Origin of the sequence: Mycolicibacterium moriokaense, from assembly GCF_010726085.1 — a bacterium.
GTDB classification, from domain to species: Bacteria; Actinomycetota; Actinomycetes; order Mycobacteriales; family Mycobacteriaceae; genus Mycobacterium; species Mycobacterium moriokaense.
In genome coordinates this window covers 5,191,216-5,213,979 of sequence record NZ_AP022560.1, presented here as the reverse complement: position 1 = coordinate 5,213,979, position 22,764 = coordinate 5,191,216, and the positions used below count along the sequence as shown (strand labels likewise).

General features: G+C 66.1%; 24 protein-coding genes. 15 read left to right on the top strand and 9 right to left on the bottom strand.

Annotation, left to right across the window (positions count from 1 at the left end):
* Position 1: 1 nt before the first annotated feature.
* A complete protein-coding gene (locus G6N43_RS25400) occupies positions 2-1,468 on the bottom strand; it encodes an LCP family protein (RefSeq protein ID WP_083154333.1) in 1,467 nt (488 codons plus the stop codon).
* Positions 1,469-1,535: 67 nt separating this feature from the next.
* Here G6N43_RS25400 and rfbD point away from each other — a divergent pair, with 67 nt between their 5' ends.
* From rfbD to manB, 3 genes are read left to right on the top strand one after another with little or no spacing between them, the layout of a single operon-like run.
* Positions 1,536-2,399: a dTDP-4-dehydrorhamnose reductase gene (rfbD, locus tag G6N43_RS25395; protein WP_083154331.1), complete on the top strand. Its 864-nt coding sequence runs from the start codon at positions 1,536-1,538 to the stop codon at positions 2,397-2,399.
* A gap of 33 nt (positions 2,400-2,432) precedes the next feature.
* Positions 2,433-3,335: a glycosyltransferase family 2 protein gene (locus G6N43_RS25390; RefSeq protein WP_083154329.1), complete on the top strand. Its 903-nt coding sequence runs from the start codon at positions 2,433-2,435 to the stop codon at positions 3,333-3,335.
* The gene (gene manB / locus G6N43_RS25385) at positions 3,332-4,411 is read left to right on the top strand and encodes a mannose-1-phosphate guanylyltransferase ManB (RefSeq protein ID WP_083154445.1); all 1,080 of its coding nucleotides are present in this window, start codon (positions 3,332-3,334) and stop codon (positions 4,409-4,411) included. The genes G6N43_RS25390 and manB overlap by 4 nt, the downstream gene beginning before the upstream one ends.
* Before the next feature lie 49 nt (positions 4,412-4,460).
* Here the strand turns inward: manB and G6N43_RS25380 are convergent, their stop codons facing one another.
* Genes G6N43_RS25380 through cofD form a run of 3 tightly spaced genes read right to left on the bottom strand, consistent with a single transcriptional unit; the run spans position 4,461 to position 7,344 of the window.
* Positions 4,461-5,000: an NUDIX hydrolase gene (locus tag G6N43_RS25380; RefSeq protein ID WP_083154327.1), complete on the bottom strand. Its 540-nt coding sequence runs from the start codon at positions 4,998-5,000 to the stop codon at positions 4,461-4,463.
* Entirely contained in the window at positions 4,997-6,346 is a 1,350-nt protein-coding gene (locus tag G6N43_RS25375) for a coenzyme F420-0:L-glutamate ligase (protein ID WP_083154325.1), read from the bottom strand. The genes G6N43_RS25380 and G6N43_RS25375 overlap by 4 nt, the downstream gene beginning before the upstream one ends.
* Positions 6,343-7,344, bottom strand: coding sequence for a 2-phospho-L-lactate transferase (cofD, locus tag G6N43_RS25370; protein WP_083154323.1), 1,002 nt, complete (start codon positions 7,342-7,344; stop codon positions 6,343-6,345). The genes G6N43_RS25375 and cofD overlap by 4 nt, the downstream gene beginning before the upstream one ends.
* Before the next feature lie 295 nt (positions 7,345-7,639).
* Between cofD and G6N43_RS31135 the strand changes: the two genes are divergently transcribed.
* Positions 7,640-8,047, top strand: a complete 408-nt coding sequence (locus tag G6N43_RS31135; protein WP_083154321.1) for a WhiB family transcriptional regulator — start codon at positions 7,640-7,642, stop codon at positions 8,045-8,047.
* Positions 8,048-8,057: 10 nt separating this feature from the next.
* Here the strand turns inward: G6N43_RS31135 and G6N43_RS25360 are convergent, their stop codons facing one another.
* The gene (locus tag G6N43_RS25360) at positions 8,058-8,480 is read right to left on the bottom strand and encodes a metallopeptidase family protein (RefSeq protein WP_083154442.1); all 423 of its coding nucleotides are present in this window, start codon (positions 8,478-8,480) and stop codon (positions 8,058-8,060) included.
* Between the two features lie 128 nt (positions 8,481-8,608).
* Here G6N43_RS25360 and G6N43_RS25355 point away from each other — a divergent pair, with 128 nt between their 5' ends.
* The 4 genes from G6N43_RS25355 to manA all read left to right on the top strand — a co-directional run bounded on the left by G6N43_RS25355 (position 8,609) and on the right by manA (position 12,829).
* Entirely contained in the window at positions 8,609-9,028 is a 420-nt protein-coding gene (locus G6N43_RS25355) for a DUF3499 domain-containing protein (protein WP_083154319.1), read from the top strand.
* An 84-nt stretch (positions 9,029-9,112) separates the two neighbouring features.
* Positions 9,113-10,501 (top strand): phosphomannomutase/phosphoglucomutase, encoded by a 1,389-nt coding sequence (locus G6N43_RS25350; RefSeq protein ID WP_083154317.1) that lies wholly within the window; start codon positions 9,113-9,115, stop codon positions 10,499-10,501.
* Positions 10,498-11,598 carry a TobH protein gene (locus G6N43_RS25345; RefSeq protein ID WP_083154315.1) on the top strand — a complete coding sequence of 367 codons (1,101 nt, stop codon included), beginning with the start codon at positions 10,498-10,500 and terminating at the stop codon, positions 11,596-11,598. Before G6N43_RS25350 ends, G6N43_RS25345 begins: the two co-directional genes overlap by 4 nt.
* Before the next feature lie 4 nt (positions 11,599-11,602).
* Positions 11,603-12,829 (top strand): mannose-6-phosphate isomerase, class I, encoded by a 1,227-nt coding sequence (manA, locus tag G6N43_RS25340; protein ID WP_083154313.1) that lies wholly within the window; start codon positions 11,603-11,605, stop codon positions 12,827-12,829.
* Here the strand turns inward: manA and G6N43_RS25335 are convergent.
* Together G6N43_RS25335 and G6N43_RS25330 are read right to left on the bottom strand one after the other, a co-directional pair.
* On the bottom strand, positions 12,826-13,155 hold the full coding sequence (locus G6N43_RS25335; RefSeq protein ID WP_083154440.1) for a hypothetical protein: 330 nt from the start codon (positions 13,153-13,155) through the stop codon (positions 12,826-12,828). The genes manA and G6N43_RS25335 overlap by 4 nt on opposite strands.
* 33 nt (positions 13,156-13,188) lie before the next feature.
* Complete coding sequence (locus G6N43_RS25330; RefSeq protein ID WP_083154311.1) at positions 13,189-14,562, bottom strand: FAD-dependent oxidoreductase; 1,374 nt, start codon at positions 14,560-14,562, stop codon at positions 13,189-13,191.
* Positions 14,563-14,615: 53 nt separating this feature from the next.
* Between G6N43_RS25330 and G6N43_RS25325 the strand changes: the two genes are divergently transcribed.
* The 6 genes from G6N43_RS25325 (at position 14,616) to ahcY (ending at position 20,151) form a co-directional block, all read left to right on the top strand.
* A complete protein-coding gene (locus tag G6N43_RS25325) occupies positions 14,616-16,082 on the top strand; it encodes an amino acid permease (protein WP_083154308.1) in 1,467 nt (488 codons plus the stop codon).
* A 170-nt stretch (positions 16,083-16,252) separates the two neighbouring features.
* Positions 16,253-17,455 (top strand): alkane 1-monooxygenase, encoded by a 1,203-nt coding sequence (locus tag G6N43_RS25320; protein WP_083154437.1) that lies wholly within the window; start codon positions 16,253-16,255, stop codon positions 17,453-17,455.
* Positions 17,452-17,613: a rubredoxin gene (locus tag G6N43_RS25315; RefSeq protein ID WP_083154306.1), complete on the top strand. Its 162-nt coding sequence runs from the start codon at positions 17,452-17,454 to the stop codon at positions 17,611-17,613. Before G6N43_RS25320 ends, G6N43_RS25315 begins: the two co-directional genes overlap by 4 nt.
* Before the next feature lie 83 nt (positions 17,614-17,696).
* Entirely contained in the window at positions 17,697-17,876 is a 180-nt protein-coding gene (locus G6N43_RS25310; protein WP_083154304.1) for a rubredoxin, read from the top strand.
* A gap of 50 nt (positions 17,877-17,926) precedes the next feature.
* Positions 17,927-18,565, top strand: coding sequence for a TetR family transcriptional regulator AlkX (gene alkX, locus G6N43_RS25305; RefSeq protein ID WP_083154301.1), 639 nt, complete (start codon positions 17,927-17,929; stop codon positions 18,563-18,565).
* Positions 18,566-18,693: 128 nt separating this feature from the next.
* Positions 18,694-20,151, top strand: a complete 1,458-nt coding sequence (gene ahcY, locus G6N43_RS25300) for an adenosylhomocysteinase (protein ID WP_083154299.1) — start codon at positions 18,694-18,696, stop codon at positions 20,149-20,151.
* 48 nt (positions 20,152-20,199) lie between these two features.
* On the opposite strand, the gene G6N43_RS25295 is transcribed toward ahcY, so the two are convergent.
* On the bottom strand, positions 20,200-20,556 hold the full coding sequence (locus G6N43_RS25295; RefSeq protein ID WP_083154297.1) for a heme-binding protein: 357 nt from the start codon (positions 20,554-20,556) through the stop codon (positions 20,200-20,202).
* Between the two features lie 155 nt (positions 20,557-20,711).
* Between G6N43_RS25295 and G6N43_RS25290 the strand changes: the two genes are divergently transcribed.
* A complete protein-coding gene (locus G6N43_RS25290; RefSeq protein ID WP_083154295.1) occupies positions 20,712-22,016 on the top strand; it encodes a lipase family protein in 1,305 nt (434 codons plus the stop codon).
* 12 nt (positions 22,017-22,028) lie between these two features.
* On the opposite strand, the gene G6N43_RS25285 is transcribed toward G6N43_RS25290, so the two are convergent.
* Positions 22,029-22,715, bottom strand: coding sequence for a DUF899 domain-containing protein (locus G6N43_RS25285; protein ID WP_083154293.1), 687 nt, complete (start codon positions 22,713-22,715; stop codon positions 22,029-22,031).
* Between the last annotated feature and the right edge of the window lie 49 nt (positions 22,716-22,764).

The window sequence follows — 22,764 nt, the reverse complement described above, 5'->3', positions numbered from 1 at the left end:
TCTAGTTGACGCACTCCGGGTCATTCGATCCTGCGGTGATGATCGGCGACGCCAGCGGGTCCACCGCCTGCGACTCGACCGCGACGGGATCGGCCATGTACAGCGTCGGGTCGGTACCGTCAAGGCCCGAACCGGGCCCCGTGTAGTCGTCGGCAAGCACTACGCGGACCGTCCCGGGTGCCACCGAGGCGTCTTCGACGACGGGCAGTCCGCCGAGGTCCTTGGAAATCTCCTGTGCGCCAACGTCGTCGGCCTTGGCTGCCTGCACCTGGCTGTTGGCCACCGGCGCGCCCTCATGGTTGCCGGTAGTGCCGGGGGTGAAGCCCTCCGAGGTCAGCACACGGGAGACCGAGGAGGCGAGTCCGTTGACCTCGGTGGCGTTGACCACGTCGACGGTCGTCTTGTCCGGCGTGTACGCGAGCTCCTCTGTCTTGCCCTCGTCCTGGTCGTGCAGCAGCCCGTCGACCCAGTCCTTGACCGCGGCGGGGTCGACGCGCACGACACTTTGCATCCCGTCGTCGCTCCACCCGTTCTCCTGCAACACCGGAATCGTGGCGAAGGCGACGTTGCCCGCAGCGAGCTTCTGCAACTGCTCGGCGAATTCCATGACGTCCCAACCGTCGGAGAGCACAACCGAGCGCTGCACGGCGTCCTCGAGGCGGTTCAGCGTCGCCGGGCTGGACAGGGTCTTACCCGAGATGACTTCGTGCGCAAGCGATGCCATCACGACCTGCTGGCGCACGACGCGATCGAGATCGCCGCGGGGGAGGTCGTGACGCTGACGAACGAAGCTCAGCGCCTGGGGGCCGTCCAGCTTCTGCCATCCCGCCGGAAAGTCGGCACCCGAAAGGGGTTCGTAGACGGGATTTTTCAGGCACACGTTCACCCCGCCCAGAGCATCGGTGATGAGCGAGAAGCCGAGCAAACCGATTTCGGCGTAATGGTCCACGGTGACGCCGGTCAGGTTGGCCACCGTCTTGATCAACGCCTCGCGACCGGCCTCGATGGCTTCGGGTTCGGCCTGTGCCTTGTCCATTCCGTCGTGTTCGACGAGTTCCACCAGCTTCTCGAAGTGCGCCGAACCGTAGACGCCGTTGATCTTCATCTTCCCCATACCGGGTGCCTCGACGTAGGAGTCACGGGGGATCGAGATCGCGGTGGCGGACTTCCCGTTGTTCGGGATGCGGATCAAGATGATGGTGTCGGTGTTGGTCGCTTCGTCGTCACCGGCACGCAGGGTGGCGAGTTCCTCCGCGGACAGCGGGTTTCCGTGTGCATCTGTGCGACTGTCGACTCCGACCAGCAGGATGTCGATCGCACCGTCTTCGCCGCCGCCGCCGAGCGCCAGGGGCGAGATGTGGTTGATGCCGGACTCGAACGACCGGATCTTGCCCCAAGCGACCCCGGTTCCGACGACGATCGCCAGTGCCAGCGACACGGCGATGACACGAAATGTGCGAGCGGGCATCAGCCCAGGCTACTTGCGGAAAGGCCGCAGGGTCGGTAGCCCGAGTCGGCGTGCCAGACTCGTCACTATGTCTTTCCGAGAGTCTGCCCGAATTGTTATCTCCGGCGCCGGTGGCATGGTCGGACGCGAATTGGCAGCTCAGGCGCGTAAACAGGGCCGCGATGTGCTGGCGCTGACGTCGTCTGAGTGGGACATCACCGATGCCCCTGCGGCGGAGCGATTCATCGAGCCAGGTGACGTGGTGATCAACTGCGCGGCCTACACCAATGTCGACGCTGCCGAGTCCGATGAGGAACGCGCGCATGCCGTCAACGCCGTGGGGCCGGCCAACATCGCGCAGGCCTGTGCACGGGCCGGAGCCGAGTTCATCCACATCTCCACCGACTATGTGTTTCCAGGCAACGGCGACCGCCCGTACGAGATCGACGATGAGACGGGACCGCTCAGCGTGTATGGGCGTACCAAGCTCGCGGGTGAGTTCTCGGTGCTGGCAGCAATGCCCGACGCGCACATCGTCAGGACGGCGTGGATCTACGAGGGCGGCGACGGTGGCGATTTCGTGGCCGTGATGCGCCGCCTGGCCGCAGGCGATGGCCCGGTGGATGTGGTGGCCGACCAGGTGGGGTCACCGACGTATGCCGCCGATCTGGTGGGCGCGCTGCTCCAGGTCGCCGAGGGGAACATTCGGGAACCGATCCTGCACGCCGCCAACGCCGGGCAGGCGAGCCGCTTCGAGCAGGCACAGGCGGTGTTCGAGGGCGTGGGCGCCGATCCCGCCCGGGTGCGGCCGGTCGACACCGGCCGCTTCCCGAGACCCGCCCCCCGACCTGCGTATTCGGTGTTGTCGTCACGATTGTCGGAGAAGGCCGGGTTGACCCCGCTGCGGCCGTGGCGCGAAGCGCTTGCCGCCGCTCTCGCCGAGCACAGTTAACCTCTAGCCGTGAGTCGAGTGGGTAGCCGTTAGGTGAGTGACGAACTAGTCGTGGTGACGGTGACGTATTCACCGGGGCCGCATCTGAACCGGTTTCTGGCGTCGTTGTCGCACGCCACCGATCGGGCGGTGACCGTCGTCATGTCCGACAACGGGTCCACCGACGGCGCGCCCGAGGAGGCACTCGAGCGGTATCACAACGTGCGCCTGTTGCGCACCGGTGCGAACCTCGGTTACGGGACCGCGGTCAACCGCGCGGTCGACGAGTTCTTGAAAGACGGTGCAGCTGAGCCGATCTCCGAGAATTCGGACTTCTTCATCGTCGCCAACCCCGATGTCCAGTGGGGACCGAACAGCATCGACATCCTGTTGGATGCGGCGGCCCGCTGGCCGCGAGCGGGTGCGTTGGGGCCGATGATCCGCGACCCGGACGGCACCGTGTACCCGTCGGCGCGTCACCTGCCCAGCCTCATCCGGGGCGGTATGCACGCCGTCGTCGGGCCGCTGTGGCGGACCAATCCGTGGACCGCGGCCTACCGGCAGGCCAGGCTCGAGCCGAGCGAACGACCCGTCGGCTGGCTTTCCGGTTCGTGTCTTTTGCTGCGAAGGTCGGCGTTCGAGGAGGTAGCGGGGTTCGACGAGCGCTATTTCATGTACATGGAGGACGTTGACCTGGGAGATCGCCTGGCTCGGGCGGGCTGGCAGAACGTGTATGTGCCCTCGGCCGAGATTTTGCACGATAAGGGCCACGCGGCCGGTCGGGATCCCGCACGCAACTTGGCGGCCCACCACGCCAGTACCTACACTTTCCTGGCAGATCGCTATTCGCACTGGTCACAGGCGCCGCTGCGGTGGACGATCAGGGCCGCTCTCTCCGCCCGGGCGGGGCTGGTAGTGCGCAATGCCCGGCGGAAACAGGCGAAAGGACGGCGCTGATGAATCCGGCTGACGTGGATGCCGTCGTACTCGTCGGTGGTTTGGGCACCCGGCTGCGCCCGCTGACGCTGTCGGCGCCCAAACCGATGCTGCCCACCGCGGGGCTGCCGTTCCTGACCCATCTGCTTTCGCGGATCGCCGATGCGGGCATCGAGCACGTGGTGCTCGGCACGTCGTACAAAGCGTCGGTGTTCGAATCGGAGTTCGGCGACGGGTCGAAGCTGGGCCTGCAGATCGAGTATGTGGTGGAGGAGGAACCCCTCGGGACGGGCGGCGGCATCGCCAATGTGGCGTCGAAGCTGCGGCACGACACCGTGCTGGTTTTCAACGGCGACGTGCTGTCAGGCGTCGACCTGAATGCGCTGCTGGACAGCCACGAAAGCAACAACGCCGATGTGACGCTGCATCTGGTGCGCGTCGGCGACCCGAGGGCGTTCGGCTGTGTGCCCACCGACTCCGAAGGTGTGGTCACCGCGTTCCTGGAGAAGACGCAGGACCCGCCCACCGACCAGATCAACGCGGGGTGTTACGTCTTCAAGCGCGAGGTGATCGATCGGATTCCGAAGGGACGCGCGCTCTCCGTCGAACGGGAGGTGTTCCCGGCGCTGCTGGCCGACGGACTTCGGGTGTGCGGCTACGTCGATTCCACGTATTGGCGCGACATGGGCACCCCCGAGGATTTCGTCCGCGGGTCGGCCGATTTGGTGCGTGGTATCGCGCCGTCACCGGCGTTGCACGGCCACCGCGGCGAGGAGTTGGTCCATGACGGCGCGAGCGTCGCGCCGGGTGCGCTGTTGATCGGTGGCACGGTGGTCGGCCGCGGCGCCGAGATCGCCGGTGGCGCAAGGCTGGACGGTGCGGTGATCTTCGACGGCGCCAAGGTCGGGGCCGGCGCGGTGATCGAGCGGTCGATCATCGGGTTCGGCGCGCATATCGGGCCTCGGGCGCTGATCCGCGACGGCGTGATCGGCGATGGTGCCGACATCGGCGCGCGCTGCGAGCTGTTGCGTGGTGCGCGGGTGTGGCCGGGTGTGACGATTCCCGACGGCGGCATCCGCTACTCGACTGATATCTAAGCGATTTCGGCGTGTTGAGTCTCGCTGAGCGTGACTGAGCACGCCGAAATCACATCCGGCTGCGGGCCGCCGCGGCAAGTTGGGTGAGGCCGAAATCGCAATCCTCGGGCAGCCCGTCGAGGGGCCACCACCGCAGATCCAATGACTCGTCGCTGCACGCGATTTCAGCGCCTGCCGGCGCATGCACGAGGAACTGCATGTCGAGGTGGCGTGTCGGCACACCGAGCGAGCACGTGACGGGATGCACGTGCAGCGCCGCCAGCGATCGATCGATCTCCAGACCGTCGATACCCGACTCCTCGGTGGCCTCCCGTAGTGCGGCGGCGACGATGTCGGAGTCGGATTCCTCGCAGTGGCCACCGAGTTGCAACCACCGCCCGATCCGCGGATGCAAAGTGAGCAGCGCCTGCGTTCCCGTGTGATCGACGACCAACGCCGAGCCGGTCACGTGCCCCGGCGCGCATGAGCGCAGGCAACCATCCGGACGCGCTGCCAGGAACGCCAATACGGCGTGCCGCAGGGTGTCTTGTCCGGGATCGGGTGCCCGCCATTCAGTCAATAGGTCGACCGCCGACGCGTGCGGGCTCATCGGGTGACTAGCAGGTCGTCAGTCGGCACCGGATCGCGTGGTCCCGACGGCCCCGAACCCTCGTCCGGATAACCGATCGCGATGGCGCCCAACGGCTCCCAGTCGCCCGGCAGATCGAGCTCGTCACGCACCAGATCCGCGGCGAAGATAGTGGACCCGACCCAGCAGCTGCCAACACCGCGGACTGCGAGGGCCACCAGTAGCGCCTGCACCGCGGCCCCGACCGCCACGGTGAACATCGTGTGCTCCGCCGCGGTGCGTTCGGCGTCGGGATAGCTGTGCGCCCCATCGGGAACCATGAACGGGATCACGAGTTCGGGCGCATCGTAAAGGATCTGGCCGCGGCTTACGCGGCGTTCGACGGCATCGGCAGGTCGACCGTCGGACGTCAGGTCCGCTCGCCACTTCTCCTTCATCCTGTCGAGCAGAGCCAACCGTGCGGCCTGATCACGCATCCATACGAACCGGACCGGTCGCGTGTGGTGTGGTGCCGGTGCCGTGAGCGCCTCGGCGACGGCCGCCTCGATCAGCTCGGGCGGCACCTGCTCATCGCTGAAGCGCCGCACCGACCGTCGCAACAGCTGGGCCTGGCTGCGGCCGAGTGCTATCGCCTCCTCGGTCCCCAGCCAGAACAGATCCTCCTCGCCGGCTCGCACCAAGTCACGCGCGGTGGACCCGTTGTCGGCCAGCGATAGTCCTCGCACCACCGCGACCGGGATATCGGTCAGCTTGCCCTTGACGAGATCGGCTGCCGCGGCGATCTCGTCGGCGATGGCGATCTCGGTGACGATCAACTCGTTGCCGTGCCGATCACGCGACCCTTCGTAGCCGTGCAGCACCGTCAGCCCTGCCGCTCCGATCGCGACGTCGGTCTGTCCGTTACGCCATGCGCGACCCATGGTGTCGGTGACCACCACACCGACAGTGACACCGAGGCGTTCACGCAGCCCGTCCCGCAGGGCGGCGGCACTGGCATCGGGGTCGGTGGGCAGCAGTGCGAGTTCCGCAGAGTCGACGTTCGAACCATCCACTCCCGCGGCTGCTTGCACCAGGCCGAGCGCGTTCTCGGTGATCAGTGTCTTGCCTTTGCGCGCCAGCACCCGCACAGCCTCCGCATCGATCAGCTTGCGCCGCAGAATGTCTCGCTCTTCGTGGTCGACGGGCGCATCGACGATGCGTCCTTCGCACTTGGACATCACCTTGCTGGTGACCACCAGGATGTCGCGGTCCTGAAGCCAGGGCGCCGCGGCGGCGATCGCGCCCGCGAGGTCGTCACCGGGGCGGAACTCGGGAAGCCCAGGGACAGGCAGTAATTCGACGGCCGCGGCGGACCCGTGCTCCGTCATCGCGGCGGATCCAGCTTGAGGCCGGCCAGATCGAAACCGGCGCGCACCATTTCGGCGGTGGCCGCCGAATCCGTCATCAGCAGCGGCACTGCACGCACCTCGACGCCCTCGATCTCGGCGTGGTCTCCCTCGTGTATCAACCAGCCGTCGAGGATGCCGGTACCGCTGCGGGCTCCGTAGTGCACCCCGACCGCTTCGGAGGTACTGGCCACCCCGATGACCGAAAGGCATTCGTCGGCCATGCCGCGCAACGGCTTACCGGCGACGATGGGGGAGTAGCCGATGACCCGCGCCGTCGTCGTCCGCAGTGCGCCGCGGATCCCCGAAATGTTCAAGATCGATCCGATGCTCACCACCGGATTGGACGGGGCGATCAGTACAACGTCCGCGGTCTCGATCGCCTCGACGACACCGGGACCGGCGGTCGCCTTGTCGGCGCCGACGAACGCGAAACTGTGCGTGGGTACCTGAGCGCGATAACGCACCCACCACTCCTGGAAGTGGATGGCACGCTTCTCGCCGTCCTCGGGATCGGTGATGACGACGTGGGTTTCGCTGCGATCGTCAGTCGCCGGCAGCAACCGTGCACCGGGTGACCATCTGCTGCACAAGGCTTCGGTGACTTGTGACAACGGATATCCGGCACGCAACATCTGGCTGCGCACAAGATGGGTGGCGAGATCGCGGTCGCCAAGGCCGAACCAATCCGGCTGCACGCCGTAGGCGGCGAGTTCCTCCTTGGCGTGCCAGGTTTCATTGCGATGGCCCCACCCGCGCTCCGGATCGATCCCGCCGCCAAGGGTGTACATGCACGTATCAAGATCCGGGCAGATGCGCACACCGAACATCCACGCGTCGTCACCGACGTTGACGACGGCGTTCAACTCGTGCGGTGACGGATTCTCCGAATCCCCGAATTGGCCCAGCCCCAAAAGGTGCTGCACGCCGAGCAGAAAGCGCGCGCCGCCGACGCCGCCAACCAAAACGGTGACCTTCACATTGATCGACATTAGGCCGTCCGGGGCCGGCAAGAGCATGTGGCCGTTCGTGTGACAGACACGCCGAGATCTCGACGCGCCGAATTCGGGTCACGGAATGGTATGAATTTCTGTTCCAGCGCTTGACCACGGCAGCTAACGCGTGTGTAATCACACCAGTGTCATTTCGCGGTTGGCCGGCCGGTTTCGGTGTCGCAGACCGAGATTCGATCATATGTTCGAATTGAGATGGCCGCACAGAACAATAGTGGGGCTCTGTTTTACCGATCTACGACACCAGGTGAGGAGGCGGAAAATGTCTTTTGAGTACAGCGATTTCGATCATGTGGTCCGGTTCGACGACCGACTGCTCGGCTCAGTGGACAGCGCGCCGCACACCGATACGGGACCGGCACCGTTCGAGACGCCGCGGCGTCCCCAGTTGAGTCTGGTGCCCACCCCGGTCGAGGTGGCGCCGACGATTCCGGCAACGCTGACGCCGGAGGACGACCTCTGGCAGGAGAAGGCGCTGTGCGCCCAGACCGACCCCGAGGCGTTCTTCCCGGAGAAGGGCGGCTCCACCCGCGAGGCCAAGCGCATCTGCCAGGGCTGCGAGGTGCGCGACGCGTGCCTTGACTACGCACTGGCACATGACGAACGCTTCGGCATCTGGGGCGGCCTCTCCGAGCGCGAGCGCCGTCGCCTCAAGCGCGGCGTGATCTAGCCGTTACGTCTCACTCGTCTTCGATCGTGGGGTCGATGACGGAGGGTTCGACCCCCAGGTATGTGGCCACCTGTGCCACCAAAATCTCGTGAAGTAATTCCGAAAGTTCAATGGGGTCCTTCGCCCGTCGTTCGATCGGCTTGCGGAACAACACTATTCGTGCCCTGGTCGCGTTGCCGCGCACATCGACGCCGGCCGGGATCAGCCGGGCCAGTGCGATCGGCCCGTCGGCGATGACCTCCGGCGGCCACTGCACGCTGTCCGGATCCTTCGGTGCGATGCGGGGGATCTCGTCGACGGCGATGTCCAGAGTGGACACCCGATCCTGCCAACGGCGTTCGATCGGCTCATAGGCTTCCAACACGGCCATGTCGAACAACTCGGCGCGGCTGCGCCATCCGGGGACCGTCGGGGGTAGGAGCGGCCCGCGCATTTCGCGGCCGCGGCGAGATCGCAGGCGTCTGCGCTCGGGCACGACAAGATCGTAACGGTTGGAGATCGACACTCCGACGGCGCGCGTGTCCGGCGGCGTGCGCCGTTTGCGCACGATAGCCTCTCGCTGTGAACGTTCCCCGTCGCTGCTGCCGGCCCGGGTGCCCCCACTATGCGGTCGCGACGCTGACCTTTGTGTACTCCGACTCAACGGCAGTCGTCGGTCCGCTGGCCACGGTGTCCGAGCCGCACTCGTGGGATCTCTGCGTCCTGCACGCCAGCCGTATCACCGCCCCGCGCGGCTGGGAGCTTGTCCGCCACGCGGGTCCGCTGCCGTCGCACCCCGATGAGGACGATCTGGTGGCGCTGGCCGAAGCGGTGCGCGAAGGCCGCGATGTGCCACCGCCCATGAACGGAGTCGCCGCCGGTTTTTCCGACCCCGTCACCGGTATGTCCGGCGGGGCCCTGATGGCGCCGCCGACCCGTCGGCCGGAAACCACGGGGCGGCGACGTGGCCATCTGCGGGTGCTGCCAGATCCGCCTGATTAGCGGGCCGCCGAGGCGAGGACTACTCGCGATGTGGCGGCCGCTCGGCGGCTAGGCTGGCGCAAAGTCCACGTCTCGAGGAGTTGTATGTCCCGGCCCGCCGCGGCTGTCCACCGCGTCATCAAGGCGTATGACGTGCGAGGCCTTGTGGGCGACGAGATCGACGAGCCGTTCGTCCGCGAGGTCGGCGGCGCGTTCGCGCGGCTCATGCGCGGTGAGAACGCCACCTCGGTGGTCATCGGCCACGACATGCGCGACAGTTCGCCCGCGCTCTCGGAGGCCTTCGCAGAGGGCGTCGTCGCGCAGGGTCTCGACGTGGTGCGCATCGGCCTGGCCTCCACCGACCAGCTGTACTTCGCCTCCGGGCTGCTCGACTGTCCGGGCGCAATGTTCACCGCGAGCCACAACCCGGCCGCCTACAACGGCATCAAGCTGTGCAGGGCCGAAGCCAAGCCGGTCGGCAAGGACACGGGGTTGACGACGATCAGCGAGGACGTCATCGCCGGGGTCCCTGCCTTCGACGGGCCCCGCGGCTCGATCTCCGACCGCGACGTGCTGGCCGACTACGGAGAATTTCTGCGGTCGCTGGTCAGTCTGGCCGAGATGCGGCCGCTGAAGGTCGCCGTCGACGCAGGCAACGGAATGGGCGGCCACACCACTCCCGCTGTGCTGGGGCCGATCCCGTCGATCACGCTGGCACCGCTGTTCTTCGAACTCGACGGCACGTTCCCCAACCATGAAGCCAATCCGCTGGACTCCGCGAACCTCGTCGACCTCCAGGCGTTCGTGCTTGGGACAGGCGCCGACATCGGGCTGGCGTTCGACGGCGACGCGGACCGGTGCTTCGTCGTCGACGAGAAGGGCCAACCGGTTTCGCCGTCGGCGGTGACGGCGCTGGTCGCCTCGCGGGAGCTGGGTCGCGAAATCGGCGCTACGGTGATTCACAACCTGATCACATCGCGGGCGGTGCCCGAACTCGTTGCCGAGCGTGGCGGCACCCCGGTGCGCTCGCGCGTCGGCCACTCCTACATCAAGGCGCTGATGGCCGACACCGGCGCGATCTTCGGTGGAGAACACTCGGCGCACTACTACTTCCGCGATTTCTGGGGAGCCGACTCCGGCATGCTCGCGGCGCTGCACGTCTTGGCGGCACTGGGGGAGCAGCATCGGCCCCTGTCTGACCTGATGGCCGACTACCAACGCTATGAGGCGTCCGGCGAGATCAACTTCACCGTCGCCGACGCCGGGGCGCGCGTCGACGAAGTGTTGTTGGCCTTCAATTCCCGCATCCACTCGATCGACCACTTGGACGGTGTCACAGTCGATCTGGGCGACGGGTCGTGGTTCAACCTGCGGTCGTCCAACACCGAGCCGTTGCTGCGGCTCAACGTCGAAGCACGGACCACAGAAGAAGTCGACGAGATAGTCGGGCAGATCTCGCAGATCGTCAGCGCGGAATCCGAGGCGGCGACGTGAACGCAACCCACTCGGTCGTCGACCTCGACGATGTGGAAGGCCTGCTGACCGCCGACCGTGACGGTTCGCTTCGTGCGGCGGCGATGGCCGGTGCTCAGGTGCGCGCAACCGCCGCGGCCCTCGACGAGGGGGAGCTGGATCAGCTGCAGAGCGACCAGCCGCCACGCACGGTGATCTGGGTCGCGGGCCGCGGAAACGCCGAAACCGCAGGCTCTTTGCTCGCCGCCGCGCTCGGTGGTTCGGTGGCCGCGCCGATCGTCGTGGCCCCCGAGGTGCCGCCGTGGATCGGCGCGCTGGACGTGCTGATCGTCGCGGGCGACGACCCCGGTGATCCCGCGCTGGTGTCCGCCGCCGCCACCGGCGTGCGTCGCGGTGCTCGCGTCGTCGTCGTCGCGCCGTATGAGGGACCGCTGCGCGACGCCACCGCGGGACGGTCCGTCGCGTTGGCGCCGCGGGTGTGGGTGCCCGACGAGTTCGGCTTCGCGCGCTATCTCGCCGCCGGCCTGGCGACACTGCATGCGGTCGACCCGGGGCTGCAGGTGGATCTCGCAACGCTGGCTGACGAACTGGACTCAGAAGCGTTGCGCAACAGCGCCGGACGCGAACTCTTCACAAATCCCGCGAAGGCGTTGGCCGAGCGGATGGACGGTTGCGATGTCGTCATCGCGGGCGACAACGCGGCGACTCTGGTGTTGGCGCGCCACGTCGCGGCCGTCATGTTGCGGGTCGCCCACCGAGTGGTGGCCGCGGTGGGACTGGCGGATGCGTTGGTGGCGTTGCGCAGTGGCATGGGCGATGCACCGGGTCGGGAGCAGTCGATATTTCACGACGAGCAGATCGACGGTCCGCTGCCACCGCGGGTGCGCACCTTCGTGCTCGCCACCGACGCCGAGCGTCCGGTGGTGATCGCCAGGATCGCCGGCCTGGACGACGTCGACGTGATCAACGCCGAGGACGTGCCGGAGACGCCGGACACCCCTGCGGGTGAGCTTGCACCCGTGGCCGTGGTGCGGCCCGGACGTCTGGAAGAACAACTGGCCATGCTGGCGCTTCGCATGGAGATGGCAGCCGTCTACCTGAAGCTGGTGCGGGGTTGAGCAAGTGAACCTGCTGCGTGGCGCGGTGCGGACCTATGCCTGGGGATCACGTACCGCGATTGCGGATTTCACCGGACGACCAAGTCCCACAGCGCATCCAGAGGCCGAGCTGTGGTTCGGCGCCCATCCGGGTGATCCCGCATGGCTGGAGACCGAAGACGGTGAGCGGTCCCTGCTCGAGACGCTGCGCAATGATCCGGAGGGGCAGCTTGGGCCTGCGGTGCGCGGCCGGTTCGGTGACACACTGCCCTTCCTGCTCAAGGTGCTCGCGGCCGACGAACCCCTCTCGCTTCAGGCGCATCCCAGCGCGCAGCAGGCGGCGGAGGGCTTCGCCCGCGAGGACAAGTTGGGCATCCCCGTGTCCGCGCCGAACCGCAACTACCGCGACCCCAGCCATAAGCCCGAAATCCTCATCGCCGTCGGACAATTCGAGGCGCTCGCCGGATTCCGCCCCGCGGAGCGCACCATCGAGTTGATTCGGGCGCTGGCGGTGACGGATCTCGACCCGTACGTCGGTCTGCTCGTCGGCCAGCCCGACGCGGACGGTCTGCGGGCGCTGTTCACCACGTGGATCACCGCGCCGCAGCCCGATCTCGACGTGCTGGTGCCCGCGGTGATCGAAGGTGCGATCCACTATGTGCGTTCGCGCAAAAAGGAATTCGCCGCCGAGGCCAAGACCGTACTCGAACTCGGCGAGCGCTATCCCGGCGATGCCGGTGTGCTGGCGAGCCTGCTGTTGAACCGCATCACCCTGCAGCCGGGCGAGGCGATCTACCTGCCTGCGGGAAACCTGCACGCCTATCTGCACGGTGTGGGTGTCGAGGTGATGGCCAACTCCGACAACGTGTTGCGCGGTGGCCTGACCCCCAAACACGTCGACGTGCCCGAACTGTTGCGTGTGCTCGACTTCACCCCGGCAAGTGAGGACCTGATCCGCCCCACCGTCACCGAGGACGGCATCGAATTGGTGTACAACACCCCGGCTCCGGAGTTCGCGGTCTCGGAGTTGCGCATCGACGGCGAGCACCTGGGTCACGAGATCGACGCCCCGAGCCGCCATGACGGGCCGCAGATCCTGTTGTGCACCACGGGCTCGACGGTGGTGCACGCCAAGGGCGGCAATGTCACGCTGAACAGGGGCTCCGCGGCGTGGGTCGCCGCCGACGAGGGGCCGATCCGGCTGGCCGCCGACAGTCCGACGAGGCTCTTCCGGGCCACGGTGGGTATCTAGAACGCCAGCCGCGCGTCTCGGTTCTGCATGAACCTGATCAGAACCTCCTCGGCCGCGCCGTACTGCGCCGCGTCGATCCAGAGGGTGTAGGGCACCGGCCCTCGCGCACGGGCACGCCGACCGCCGGGTATCGCGGCGTAGCCGCCGATGTCGGCCGCGGCGAGCAGATCGAGAACCGTTGTCACATCGGCGAATTCGATGTCGGCCAGCAACTCCCAGGTATCTGCCCACACGCCGTTGTCGGTACCGCCGGGCGGCAACCAGTAGGGGATATCGCACGATGCGACGTCACGGATATCCCTCAGCGGCCGGGTCAGCGAAGTCATGGTGGTCTCCACCGACCAAGGTACGCGGACGCCTTATCGACCGGCAACCAGGTTGCGGCGCCTGGCCGACGTGACGGAGTGCTCCGACAACCACAGCCGTATGTTGTGCCGGATGGTGCGGCCGACAAGGCGAGCCGAGGGAATCATGTAGAGACTGTCGAGGAGGCTGAACCGACGCAGAAACCATTCGGCCAGTACGGGATCCGTCTCCGCGGCACCGAGGAACTGATCGAACAGGCCGCCGACCGGTTTGTACCAGCGCGGCATCTCACCGGTCGCGTTGTGCAGGGTCAGGTCGCCGATCGCGGTCATCATCCACACTGGATAGGTCGTCTTGGCAGTGGCCTTCGCCAGCTGAGCGGCGATGTCCGATTCCCCGGACTCGATGACGCCGCGCAGGTTCGCCGCCTGGATGGCCGTCATCGTCATGCCCTGCCCGAAGGTCGGATTGAAGCTCGCGACGGCATCGCCAAACGGGAAGATGCCGCCGGGGAAGCGCTCGAGCTTGTCGTAACGACGCCACCGGCTGATCGGGTACTTGTGGAACGCCATCTCGCCCAGGGGCGTGCCCTGCCGCAGGGCCGACGACACGTGCCCGGGTAGGACGTCGTCGGCGAGATCGCAGCACTGCGCGAAGTCCCGCGGCGGCTCGGTCTTTGCGACCCCGAACGTCGTCACGTTCCAGATGCCGTCCTCGTAGAGCAGCATGCCCACGCCGAGCGGCTGATCCCGAGAAGCGCCTGCCACCACGACCTTTTCGGTCAGCAGGCCGTCGGGAACCCGAACGCGCTGACTGGCGTAGGAGATGCCCACGTCGACCGTCTCCTCGTGGGGGCGTGGGTAGCCCCACTTCTCGAGCCAGTTGGGCAGCCGGGTACCCCGGCCCGCCGCGTCGACGACGAGATCTGCGGATACCGTCTCGCCGGAGTCGAGCAGGACACCGGTCACCCGTCGGCTTGCCGCGTCGTAGGTCGGCTCGGTCACCGTCGCGTGGATGATGCCGACGTTCTCGATCGCCTGGACGCGCCGCCGGATCTGCCACTCCAGCATCGGTCTGCTGGGCACATACGCGGTGAACTTGTCCTGCAGCCGATGCGCGGTCCCCAGCACGTGACCCGCGGCGCCGAAATGAATGCAGTCGGGCCGGTTCTCCAGGATCGGCACGCCGTCGGCCACCATGTCGTCGAGCAGGCCGGGGAAGTGGCTCTCGAACTCCTGGGCTCCGCGCGCCATCAGCATGTGCACGTGCCGGCCTTGGGGAATGGCGGGCCGGTTCGCCGGACCGTCGGGCAACTCGTCGCGCTCGTAGACGGTGACGTGCTCGCTGTCGTCGGAGAGTACCCGGGCGGCGCACAGCCCGGCCAGGCTGCCCCCGATCACGATGGCGTGTTTATAACTCCGCCCCATCGGGTGCACAGTACTCGGTACATTCCAGCCACAGACCTCGGAAGGAAAAGCCGATGACGCGCAGGACGAAGTCGGTTGAGCAGTCCATCGCCGACACCGACGAACCCGATACTCGCCTGCGCAAGGACCTGAACTGGTGGGACCTCACCGTCTTCGGGGTGTCGATCGTCATCGGCGCCGGCATCTTCACGATCACCGCGTCGACGGCAGGCAACATCACCGGCCCAGCGATCTCGATCTCCTTCGTCATCGCGGCGATCGCCTGCGGGCTGGCCGCACTGTGCTACGCCGAATTCGCGTCGACGGTGCCGGTGGCCGGCAGTGCTTACACGTTCTCGTACGCGACCTTCGGCGAGTTCATCGCGTGGGTCATCGGGTGGGATCTCATCCTCGAGTTCGCCGTGGCGGCAGCCGTGGTTGCCAAGGGTTGGTCGAGTTACCTCGGCACGGTGTTCGAGTTCGGTGGTGGGACAGCGGATTTCGGTGGCTTGCACGTGGATTGGGGCGCCCTGCTGATCATCGCGGTCGTCACCGCCATCCTGGCGTGGGGTACCAAGCTCTCCGCAGAGGTGAGCCTCGTGATCACGGTGATCAAGGTGGCGGTCGTGCTGTTGGTCGTGGCCGTGGGTGCGTTCTACATCAAGACGGCTAACTTCACTCCTTTCATCCCGCCAGCCGTCGAAGGTGGCGAGGGCGGTGCCGGACTCGACCAGTCGCTGTTCTCGCTGGTCACCGGCGGCGGTGGGAGTACCTACGGCTGGTATGGCGTGCTCGCGGGCGCTTCGATCGTGTTCTTCGCCTTCATCGGCTTCGACGTCGTGGCCACCACCGCCGAAGAAACCAAGAACCCGCAGAGGGACGTGGCGCGCGGCATCCTGGCCTCGCTGGCCATCGTCACCGTCCTGTACGTCGCGGTGGCTGTGGTGCTCTCGGGCATGGTGAGCTATACCGAGCTACGCGAAGCCGGTGAAAAGGCAAACCTCGCAACCGCATTCGCCGCCAACGGTGTCCACTGGGCGGCCAAGGTGATCTCGATCGGCGCGCTGGCAGGGCTGACGACAGTCGTGATCGTGCTGGTGCTGGGCCAGACCAGGGTCTTGTTCGCAATGTGCCGCGACGGTCTGATGCCGCGGTCGTTGGCCAAGACCGGACGCCATGGCACGCCGGTACGCATCACCCTCATCGTCGGTGTGCTGGTCGCGGTGGCGGCGTCGGTGTTCCCGATGGACAAGCTCGAGGAGATGGTCAACATCGGCACGCTTTTCGCGTTCGTGCTGGTGTCGGCCGGCGTGATCATATTGCGCCGCACCCGTCCCGATCTCGATCGCGGCTTCCGGGTGCCGGGAGTGCCCGCGCTGCCGATAGCCGCGATCGTGGCGTGCCTGTGGCTGATGCTCAACCTCACCGCGCTGACCTGGGTCCGATTCCTCATCTGGATGGCCGTCGGCGTGGTGGTCTATTTCCTCTACGGCCGCCGCCACTCGGTGCTCGGCCGTCGCGAGGCCGCTCAGGTCTCGTAACCCTGCGATTTCGGCGTGCTGGGTCTCGCTCAGCGTGACTCCGCACGCCCAAATCGCGCGTATGAACTTTACAAAATAGTGTCTAGTGTCTAGACAGGCGACAAAATGAACGCTAGAGTCAACTCCAATCGTGATGGCACTCACCTCGGGAGGCACTAGTGACCACGCAAATGTCCGACGTCGAAGTCGCCCAGTGGCGGGACAAGAAGCGCTACCTGTGGCTGATGGGACTGATCGCGCCGACGGCACTGTTCGTGATGCTGCCGCTGGTGTGGGCGTTCAACCAGTGGGGCTGGCACGGCGCGGCACAGGTGCCGTTCTGGATCGGCCCGATCCTGCTCTACATCGTGTTGCCTGCACTCGACCTCCGGTTCGGGCCCGACGGGCAGAACCCGCCCGACGAGGTGATGGAGCGGTTGGAGAACGACAAGTACTACCGCTACTGCACCTACCTCTACATACCGTTCCAGTACGCCAGCGTGATCCTGGGCGCCTACCTGTTCACCGCGTCGAACCTGAGCTGGCTCGGCTTTGACGGTGGGCTGAGCTGGCCGGCGAAGATCGGCCTGGCGCTGTCGGTGGGCATGCTCGGCGGCGTCGGCATCAACACCGCCCACGAGATGGGCCACAAGAAGGACGAATTGGAGCGCTGGCTCGCGAAAATCACGTTGGCGCAAACGCTCTACGGCCACTTCTACATCGAGCACAACCGCGGCCACCACGTGCGCGTCGCCACCCCGGAGGATCCCGCGTCGGCCCGATTCGGTGAGACGTTCTGGGAGTTCCTGCCGCGCAGTGTGTGGGGGAGCTTGAAGTCGGCGTGGCAGTTGGAGGCCGCACGACTGCGCCGGCAGGGCAAGAGTCCCTGGCACTGGTCCAACGACGTACTCAACGCCTGGGCGATGTCGGTGGTTTTCTACGGCATCCTGATCGCGGTCTTCGGCTTTGCGCTGATTCCATACATCCTCATCTCCGCGGTGTTCGGGTTCACCCTTCTCGAGGCCGTCAACTACCTGGAGCACTACGGCCTGCTGCGCCAGAAGACCGAAAGCGGTCGCTACGAGCGGTGCGCCCCGGTGCACAGCTGGAACTCCGACCACATCGTCACCAACCTGTTCCTGTACCACCTGCAGCGGCACAGCGATCATCACGCCAACCCGACGCGTCGCTATCAGACGCTGCGCAGCATGGAGGGCGCACCGAATCTGCCCAGTGGTTACGCATCGATGATTTCGCTGACCTACTTCCCGCCGCTGTGGCGAAAGATGATGGACCACAGGGTGATCGAGCACTACAACGGCGACATCACCAAGGTGAACGTGCACCCGCGCGTGCGCGACAAGGTGTTCGCCAAGTACGGGGTGGCGGCATGAGCATGTTCAAGTGCCCCGGCTGCGGCTACCTCTACGACGAGGCGAAAGGTGCGCCGCGCGAAGGATTTCCGGCGGGCACCCCGTGGGACGACGTTCCCGACGACTGGTGCTGCCCGGACTGCGCAGTCCGCGAGAAGGTCGACTTCACAACCGTTTAGCCCCATCGACTCTGCGCCCAGGGCGCTCAAACTGCCCAATACCTCGCCCTGAGCGCAGAGTCGATACCGAGAAAGGAAACGACATGGACTACAGACTCTTCGTCTGCGTGCAGTGCGGATTCGAGTACGACGAGGCCAAAGGCTGGCCGGAGGACGGTATCGCCCCGGGCACCCGCTGGGATGACATTCCCGACGACTGGAGCTGCCCGGACTGCGGCGCCGCAAAGGCGGACTTCGACATGGTGGAAGTGGCGCGGTCGTGACTGTGGCCTGGCGGAGTGAAGCGCCAGGAGTGACTAGAACGGCTAACGTCATGGGGGTGAGCAGCCCGCGACAGCGCCGGACCGCGCAACGCATCCCCTACGCCGAGGCATCGAGGGTGTTGTTGCGCGATTCGATCCTCGACGGCATGCGCGACGAACTGCTCACGCGCGACTGGTCGGCGATCACGCTCTCGCATGTGGCCAAGGCCGCCGGCATCAGCCGCCAGACGATCTACAACGAGTTCGGCTCCCGCCACGGCCTCGCCCAGGCCTACGCGCTGCGGCTGGCGGACCGGCTCGTCGACCAGATCGAAGGTGCGATCGAGGGCAATGAGGGCGACGTGCACGCGGCCTTCGTGCACGGGTTTCGCGACTTCTTCACCGAGTCCGCCGCCGACCCCCTGGTGCAGTCGCTGCTGACCGGCGACGTCAAACCCGACCTGTTGCAGCTCATCACCACCGACAGCGGGCCGATCCTCACGCATTGCTCGCAGCGGCTGACATCGACGTTCGTTGATAGCTGGGTGAAATGCAGCGAGGACGACGCGGCGGTACTGGCGCGGGCGATCGTGCGGCTCGCGATGAGCTACGTTTCGATGCCTCCCGAGGCAGACCACGACGTCGCACATGACCTGGCCCGTTTGATGACGCCATTCGCCGAGCGCTACGGTGTTATCGATACCTCTTAGCTGTCAGAGCGCCACCGCTGTCAAAAACGTGGAGCGCCTGTCCCGCGAGCCCGCAGGCTAGGGTGTCGTCGCTGCGCACATCTGTGCGCCCAGAGACAAAGACGAATGAAGAAGGGCTCTAGAAATCCATGACTGAGTTGAAGGCCGACGTGCGCAACGGCATCGATTACAAGGTGGCCGACCTGTCGCTGGCCGAGTTCGGCCGCAAGGAGATCCGGCTCGCCGAGCACGAGATGCCCGGCTTGATGGCGCTTCGCCGCGAATACCACGACGTCCAGCCGCTCAAGGGCGCACGCATCTCCGGCTCGCTGCACATGACCGTGCAGACCGCCGTGCTCATCGAGACCCTGGTGGCCCTCGGTGCCAAGGTGCGCTGGGCGTCCTGCAACATCTTCTCCACCCAGGACCACGCCGCCGCGGCCGTCGTCGTCGGCCCGAACGGCACCCCCGAGGAGCCCAAGGGCACCCCGGTGTTCGCGTGGAAGGGCGAGACTCTCGAGGAGTACTGGTGGGCCGCCGAGCAGATGCTCACCTGGGAAGGCGAGCCCGCCAACATGATTCTCGACGACGGCGGTGACGCCACCATGATGGTGCTGCGCGGCGCGCAGTACGAGAAGGCCGGTGTCGTTCCGCCCGCCGAGGACGACGACTCCACCGAATGGAAGGTCTTCCTCGGAGTCCTGCGTAAGCGCTTCGAGACCGACAAGAGCAAGTGGACCAAGATCGCCGAGTCGGTCAAGGGCGTCACCGAGGAGACCACGACCGGTGTGCTGCGGCTCTACCAGTTCGAGGCCTCCGGCGAGCTGCCGTTCCCGGCGATCAACGTCAACGACTCGGTGACCAAGTCCAAGTTCGACAACAAGTACGGCACCCGGCACTCGTTGATCGACGGCATCAACCGCGGTACCGACGTCCTCATCGGCGGCAAGAAGGTGCTGATCTGCGGCTACGGCGACGTCGGCAAGGGCTGTGCGGAATCGCTGGCCGGCCAGGGCGCCCGGGTGACGGTCACCGAGATCGACCCGATCAACGCCCTGCAGGCGCTGATGGACGGCTTCGACGTGCGCACCGTCGAGGAGGCGATCGGCGAGGCCGACATGGTCATCACGGCGACCGGCAACAAGGACATCATCACGCTGGACCACATGCGGCAGATGAAGGACCAGGCCATCCTCGGCAACATCGGCCACTTCGACGATGAGATCCAGATGGCGGCGCTCGAGCGTTCGGGCGCCAGGCGCCTCAACATCAAGCCGCAGGTCGATCAGTGGATCTTCGACGACGGCAAGTCGATCATCGTGCTGTCGGAAGGCCGGTTGCTGAACCTGGGCAATGCGACCGGGCATCCGTCGTTCGTGATGAGCAACAGCTTCTCGAACCAGGTGATCGCCCAGATCGAGTTGTGGACCAAGAACGACGAGTACGACAACGCGGTCTACCGGTTGGCCAAGCACCTCGACGAGAAGGTCGCGCGTATCCACGTCGAGGCACTCGGCGGCACGCTGACCAAGCTCACCAAGGAGCAGGCCGAGTACATCGGCGTCGACGTCGAAGGCCCCTACAAGCCGGAGCACTACCGGTACTGACGCTCTAGAACAGAGGCCCCTGACACGACGTGTCAGGGGCCTCTGCTATCAGGGCGAAACCAGTGCGCCGCAATGGTTCTTGATGTCCATCAACGGCTGACGGATGCCGATCATCTCGACGCTCTCCTGCGGATGCGCCTTCATGTAGTCCGTGATGTGCTCGGCGACCTCTGCTCGTGACTGGCCCTGCAGACTGTCCATGAAACCGTTGAGGTCCGGATGGGTGAACAGGTAGGCCGAGGTCGACACATCGACCCCGGCTCGGACGCCTTCGAGATCGGCGGCAGTGCAGCCGGGTGGGTTCTGCGGCTCAGCGTTCGCGAATGGGACTGCGCCGAACAGCGCGGCGCACGATGCGGTGCCGGCGAATACGGATAACACCAGGCGGCGAGCGGCGTTGAGCATGGGATGTATTCCTCAGGTGATCAAGGGTTGGCACGGTCTGTTCTCAGTCTCTGATCGGCCAACGGCCGGTGCGTCCGATCCCAAGCGCATACACAGGAAACCCGCAGTATGCGCACATCTGCGGGCGTCGATAACCGTTCTGTTACGGTCGCTGTGTGCGCCGGGGGGTGGTTGTCGCTGTTCTCGTTGTCCTGGCAGGGGTTTTCGCGCCACAGGCCCATGGCGATCCCACCAACGACGACTGGAATCCCGTATTCAACGAGGACGAGTACACCGCGTTCTACACCCCGCCCGACCCGCTGCCGCCGGGCGCGCCCGGGGACCTGATTCGCACCGAGCCGTCGCGACTGGTGCTCGAACCGTCGGGCCAGCTGGGCGTGATCATGGCGACCGGAACGCGAATCATGTACCGCAGCACCGACGCTCGCGGAAACCCGATGGCCGTCACCGGCACCTACTTCGAGCCCTACAACAACTGGCCTGGCCAAGGCCCGCGTCCGCTGATCGTGTACGGGCCGGGGACCCAGGGGCAGGGCGATCAGTGCGCGCCGTCGCGGCAGTTCAATCAGGGCATCCACTGGTCGCCCTGGCTGGACCTGACGTTCAACTACGAAGAGATGTTCGTCGCCACGATGGTGGCGCGCGGATTCGCGATCGTGATGACCGACTATCAGGGGCTCGGCACACCCGGACTGCACACCTACGTCAACCGGATCGCGCAAGGCAATGCGATGCTCGACGCCGGTCGGGCGGCTTTGCGACTCCCGGACACATCACTGGATCCGCATGGCCCGCTTGCCTTTTGGGGTTACTCGCAGGGCGGCGGGGCCGCGGCATCGGCGGCGGAACTGGCGCCGTCGTACGCGCCGGAGCTCAACATCGTCGGAACGTACGCGGGCGCGCCGCCTGCGGACCTGAAGGAACTGTTCCCGTACGCCGACGGCAGCGTCCTGGTCGGCGCTGTCGGCTATGCACTGAACTCGGTGATCACCACATATCCGGAGTTCGAGCAGGCGATCCGGTCGAAGATGACGCCGCGCGGAGCGGACCTGTTGAACAAAGTGCAGGACCAATGCGTGGCGGAGACGCTGACGAAATTCATGTTTCGCCATCTACAGCCGTACTTCAACGAGAACATCTACGAACTGGTCAACCAGGAACCGTTCAAGAGCCTCTTCGACATGCAGAAGCTCGGCAAGTACAAACCCAACGCGCCGGTGATGATCCTCAGCAATCGGTACGACCCGTTGGTGCCGTACGGCCCGGCCGCTCAGCTGGGCCGCGACTGGTGCGCACAGGGCGCCGATGTGCAGTTCTGGACCAATGAGCAGCCGCCGTTTCTGAACAAGGCCATCGTCAATCACGGGCTGCCGATGCTGGTCGACGGTGAGCGCGCGATGCAGTGGATCGCCGACCGGTTCAACGGCTTGCCGACGACGCCGAACTGCGGTCAGTTCTGATTCGCCGCGACGCTACGTGTCGTACTCGTCGCGCTTGCGCGGCCAGTTGGAGAAGTCATCACCGCGTCCCCGCGGCGCGCGGTCGAGCAGCTGCCACGTCGCGTTCAGGGCCTCGGTGCCGCGGTCGTAGGTCGAATACGTGTGGTAGACAGTGCTGCCCTCTGGGCCGTCCTCGAGCGCGAAACAGCTCAGCGCCATCAGCTCCATCATGTCGAGCATGTTGCCGCTGCCCCGGCGTGGCGTCGGGACATGCATGTACTCGTAGAAGTCGGCGTCGAAGTCGCTGCCGCCGGACGAAACCCACTCCACGTCCCAGCCCATCCGCTGCTTGTACGCCGTGAGAACCGGCAGCGGCGACCGCGAAGCGAGGATGAACGTCACGTCTCGGTGTGCCAGGTGCGGCACGGCGCCGACCAGATTGTCGGTCTCGAATGTGCACCCCGGGCAGCCCTCCGGCGTCTTCGGCCCGTGCATGAAGTGCCGCACGATCAGCTGCGATCGGCCGTCGAACAGTTCGGCGAGCGTGCGCTTTCCCGCTGTGGTGTCGAACAGGTACTCCTTGTCCACCGGCACCCACGGCAGCCGGCGGCGTTCCTCGGCAAGCTCGGTGGCGCGCCGGGTCAGCTCCTTTTCCTTGGCCAGCTGCTGCTCGTAGGCGGCCCGCCACTGTTCGCGTGTCCCGACGGTGTGTGTCGTCATCACCTCATACTCCTGATACTCCTGTCGTCGAAGTAGGTAGACCGTCGGC

Bases quoted from the DNA above. Each gene is read 5' to 3' on its own strand.
- G6N43_RS25400 (WP_083154333.1), bottom strand. From the start codon at position 1,468: ATGCCCGCTCGCACATTTCGTGTCATCGCCGTGTCGCTGGCACTGGCG.
- ahcY (WP_083154299.1), top strand. From the start codon at position 18,694: ATGACTGAGTTGAAGGCCGACGTGCGCAACGGCATCGATTACAAGGTG.
- alkX (WP_083154301.1), top strand. From the start codon at position 17,927: ATGGGGGTGAGCAGCCCGCGACAGCGCCGGACCGCGCAACGCATCCCC.
- G6N43_RS25330 (WP_083154311.1), bottom strand. From the start codon at position 14,562: ATGGGGCGGAGTTATAAACACGCCATCGTGATCGGGGGCAGCCTGGCC.
- G6N43_RS25375 (WP_083154325.1), bottom strand. From the start codon at position 6,346: ATGACGGAGCACGGGTCCGCCGCGGCCGTCGAATTACTGCCTGTCCCT.
- G6N43_RS25360 (WP_083154442.1), bottom strand. From the start codon at position 8,480: ATGCGCGGGCCGCTCCTACCCCCGACGGTCCCCGGATGGCGCAGCCGC.
- G6N43_RS25350 (WP_083154317.1), top strand. From the start codon at position 9,113: ATGTCCCGGCCCGCCGCGGCTGTCCACCGCGTCATCAAGGCGTATGAC.
- G6N43_RS25310 (WP_083154304.1), top strand. From the start codon at position 17,697: ATGGACTACAGACTCTTCGTCTGCGTGCAGTGCGGATTCGAGTACGAC.
- G6N43_RS25285 (WP_083154293.1), bottom strand. From the start codon at position 22,715: ATGACGACACACACCGTCGGGACACGCGAACAGTGGCGGGCCGCCTAC.
- G6N43_RS31135 (WP_083154321.1), top strand. From the start codon at position 7,640: ATGTCTTTTGAGTACAGCGATTTCGATCATGTGGTCCGGTTCGACGAC.
- G6N43_RS25315 (WP_083154306.1), top strand. From the start codon at position 17,452: ATGAGCATGTTCAAGTGCCCCGGCTGCGGCTACCTCTACGACGAGGCG.
- G6N43_RS25380 (WP_083154327.1), bottom strand. From the start codon at position 5,000: ATGAGCCCGCACGCGTCGGCGGTCGACCTATTGACTGAATGGCGGGCA.
- rfbD (WP_083154331.1), top strand. From the start codon at position 1,536: ATGTCTTTCCGAGAGTCTGCCCGAATTGTTATCTCCGGCGCCGGTGGC.
- G6N43_RS25335 (WP_083154440.1), bottom strand. From the start codon at position 13,155: ATGACTTCGCTGACCCGGCCGCTGAGGGATATCCGTGACGTCGCATCG.
- G6N43_RS25295 (WP_083154297.1), bottom strand. From the start codon at position 20,556: ATGCTCAACGCCGCTCGCCGCCTGGTGTTATCCGTATTCGCCGGCACC.
- G6N43_RS25325 (WP_083154308.1), top strand. From the start codon at position 14,616: ATGACGCGCAGGACGAAGTCGGTTGAGCAGTCCATCGCCGACACCGAC.
- G6N43_RS25320 (WP_083154437.1), top strand. From the start codon at position 16,253: ATGTCCGACGTCGAAGTCGCCCAGTGGCGGGACAAGAAGCGCTACCTG.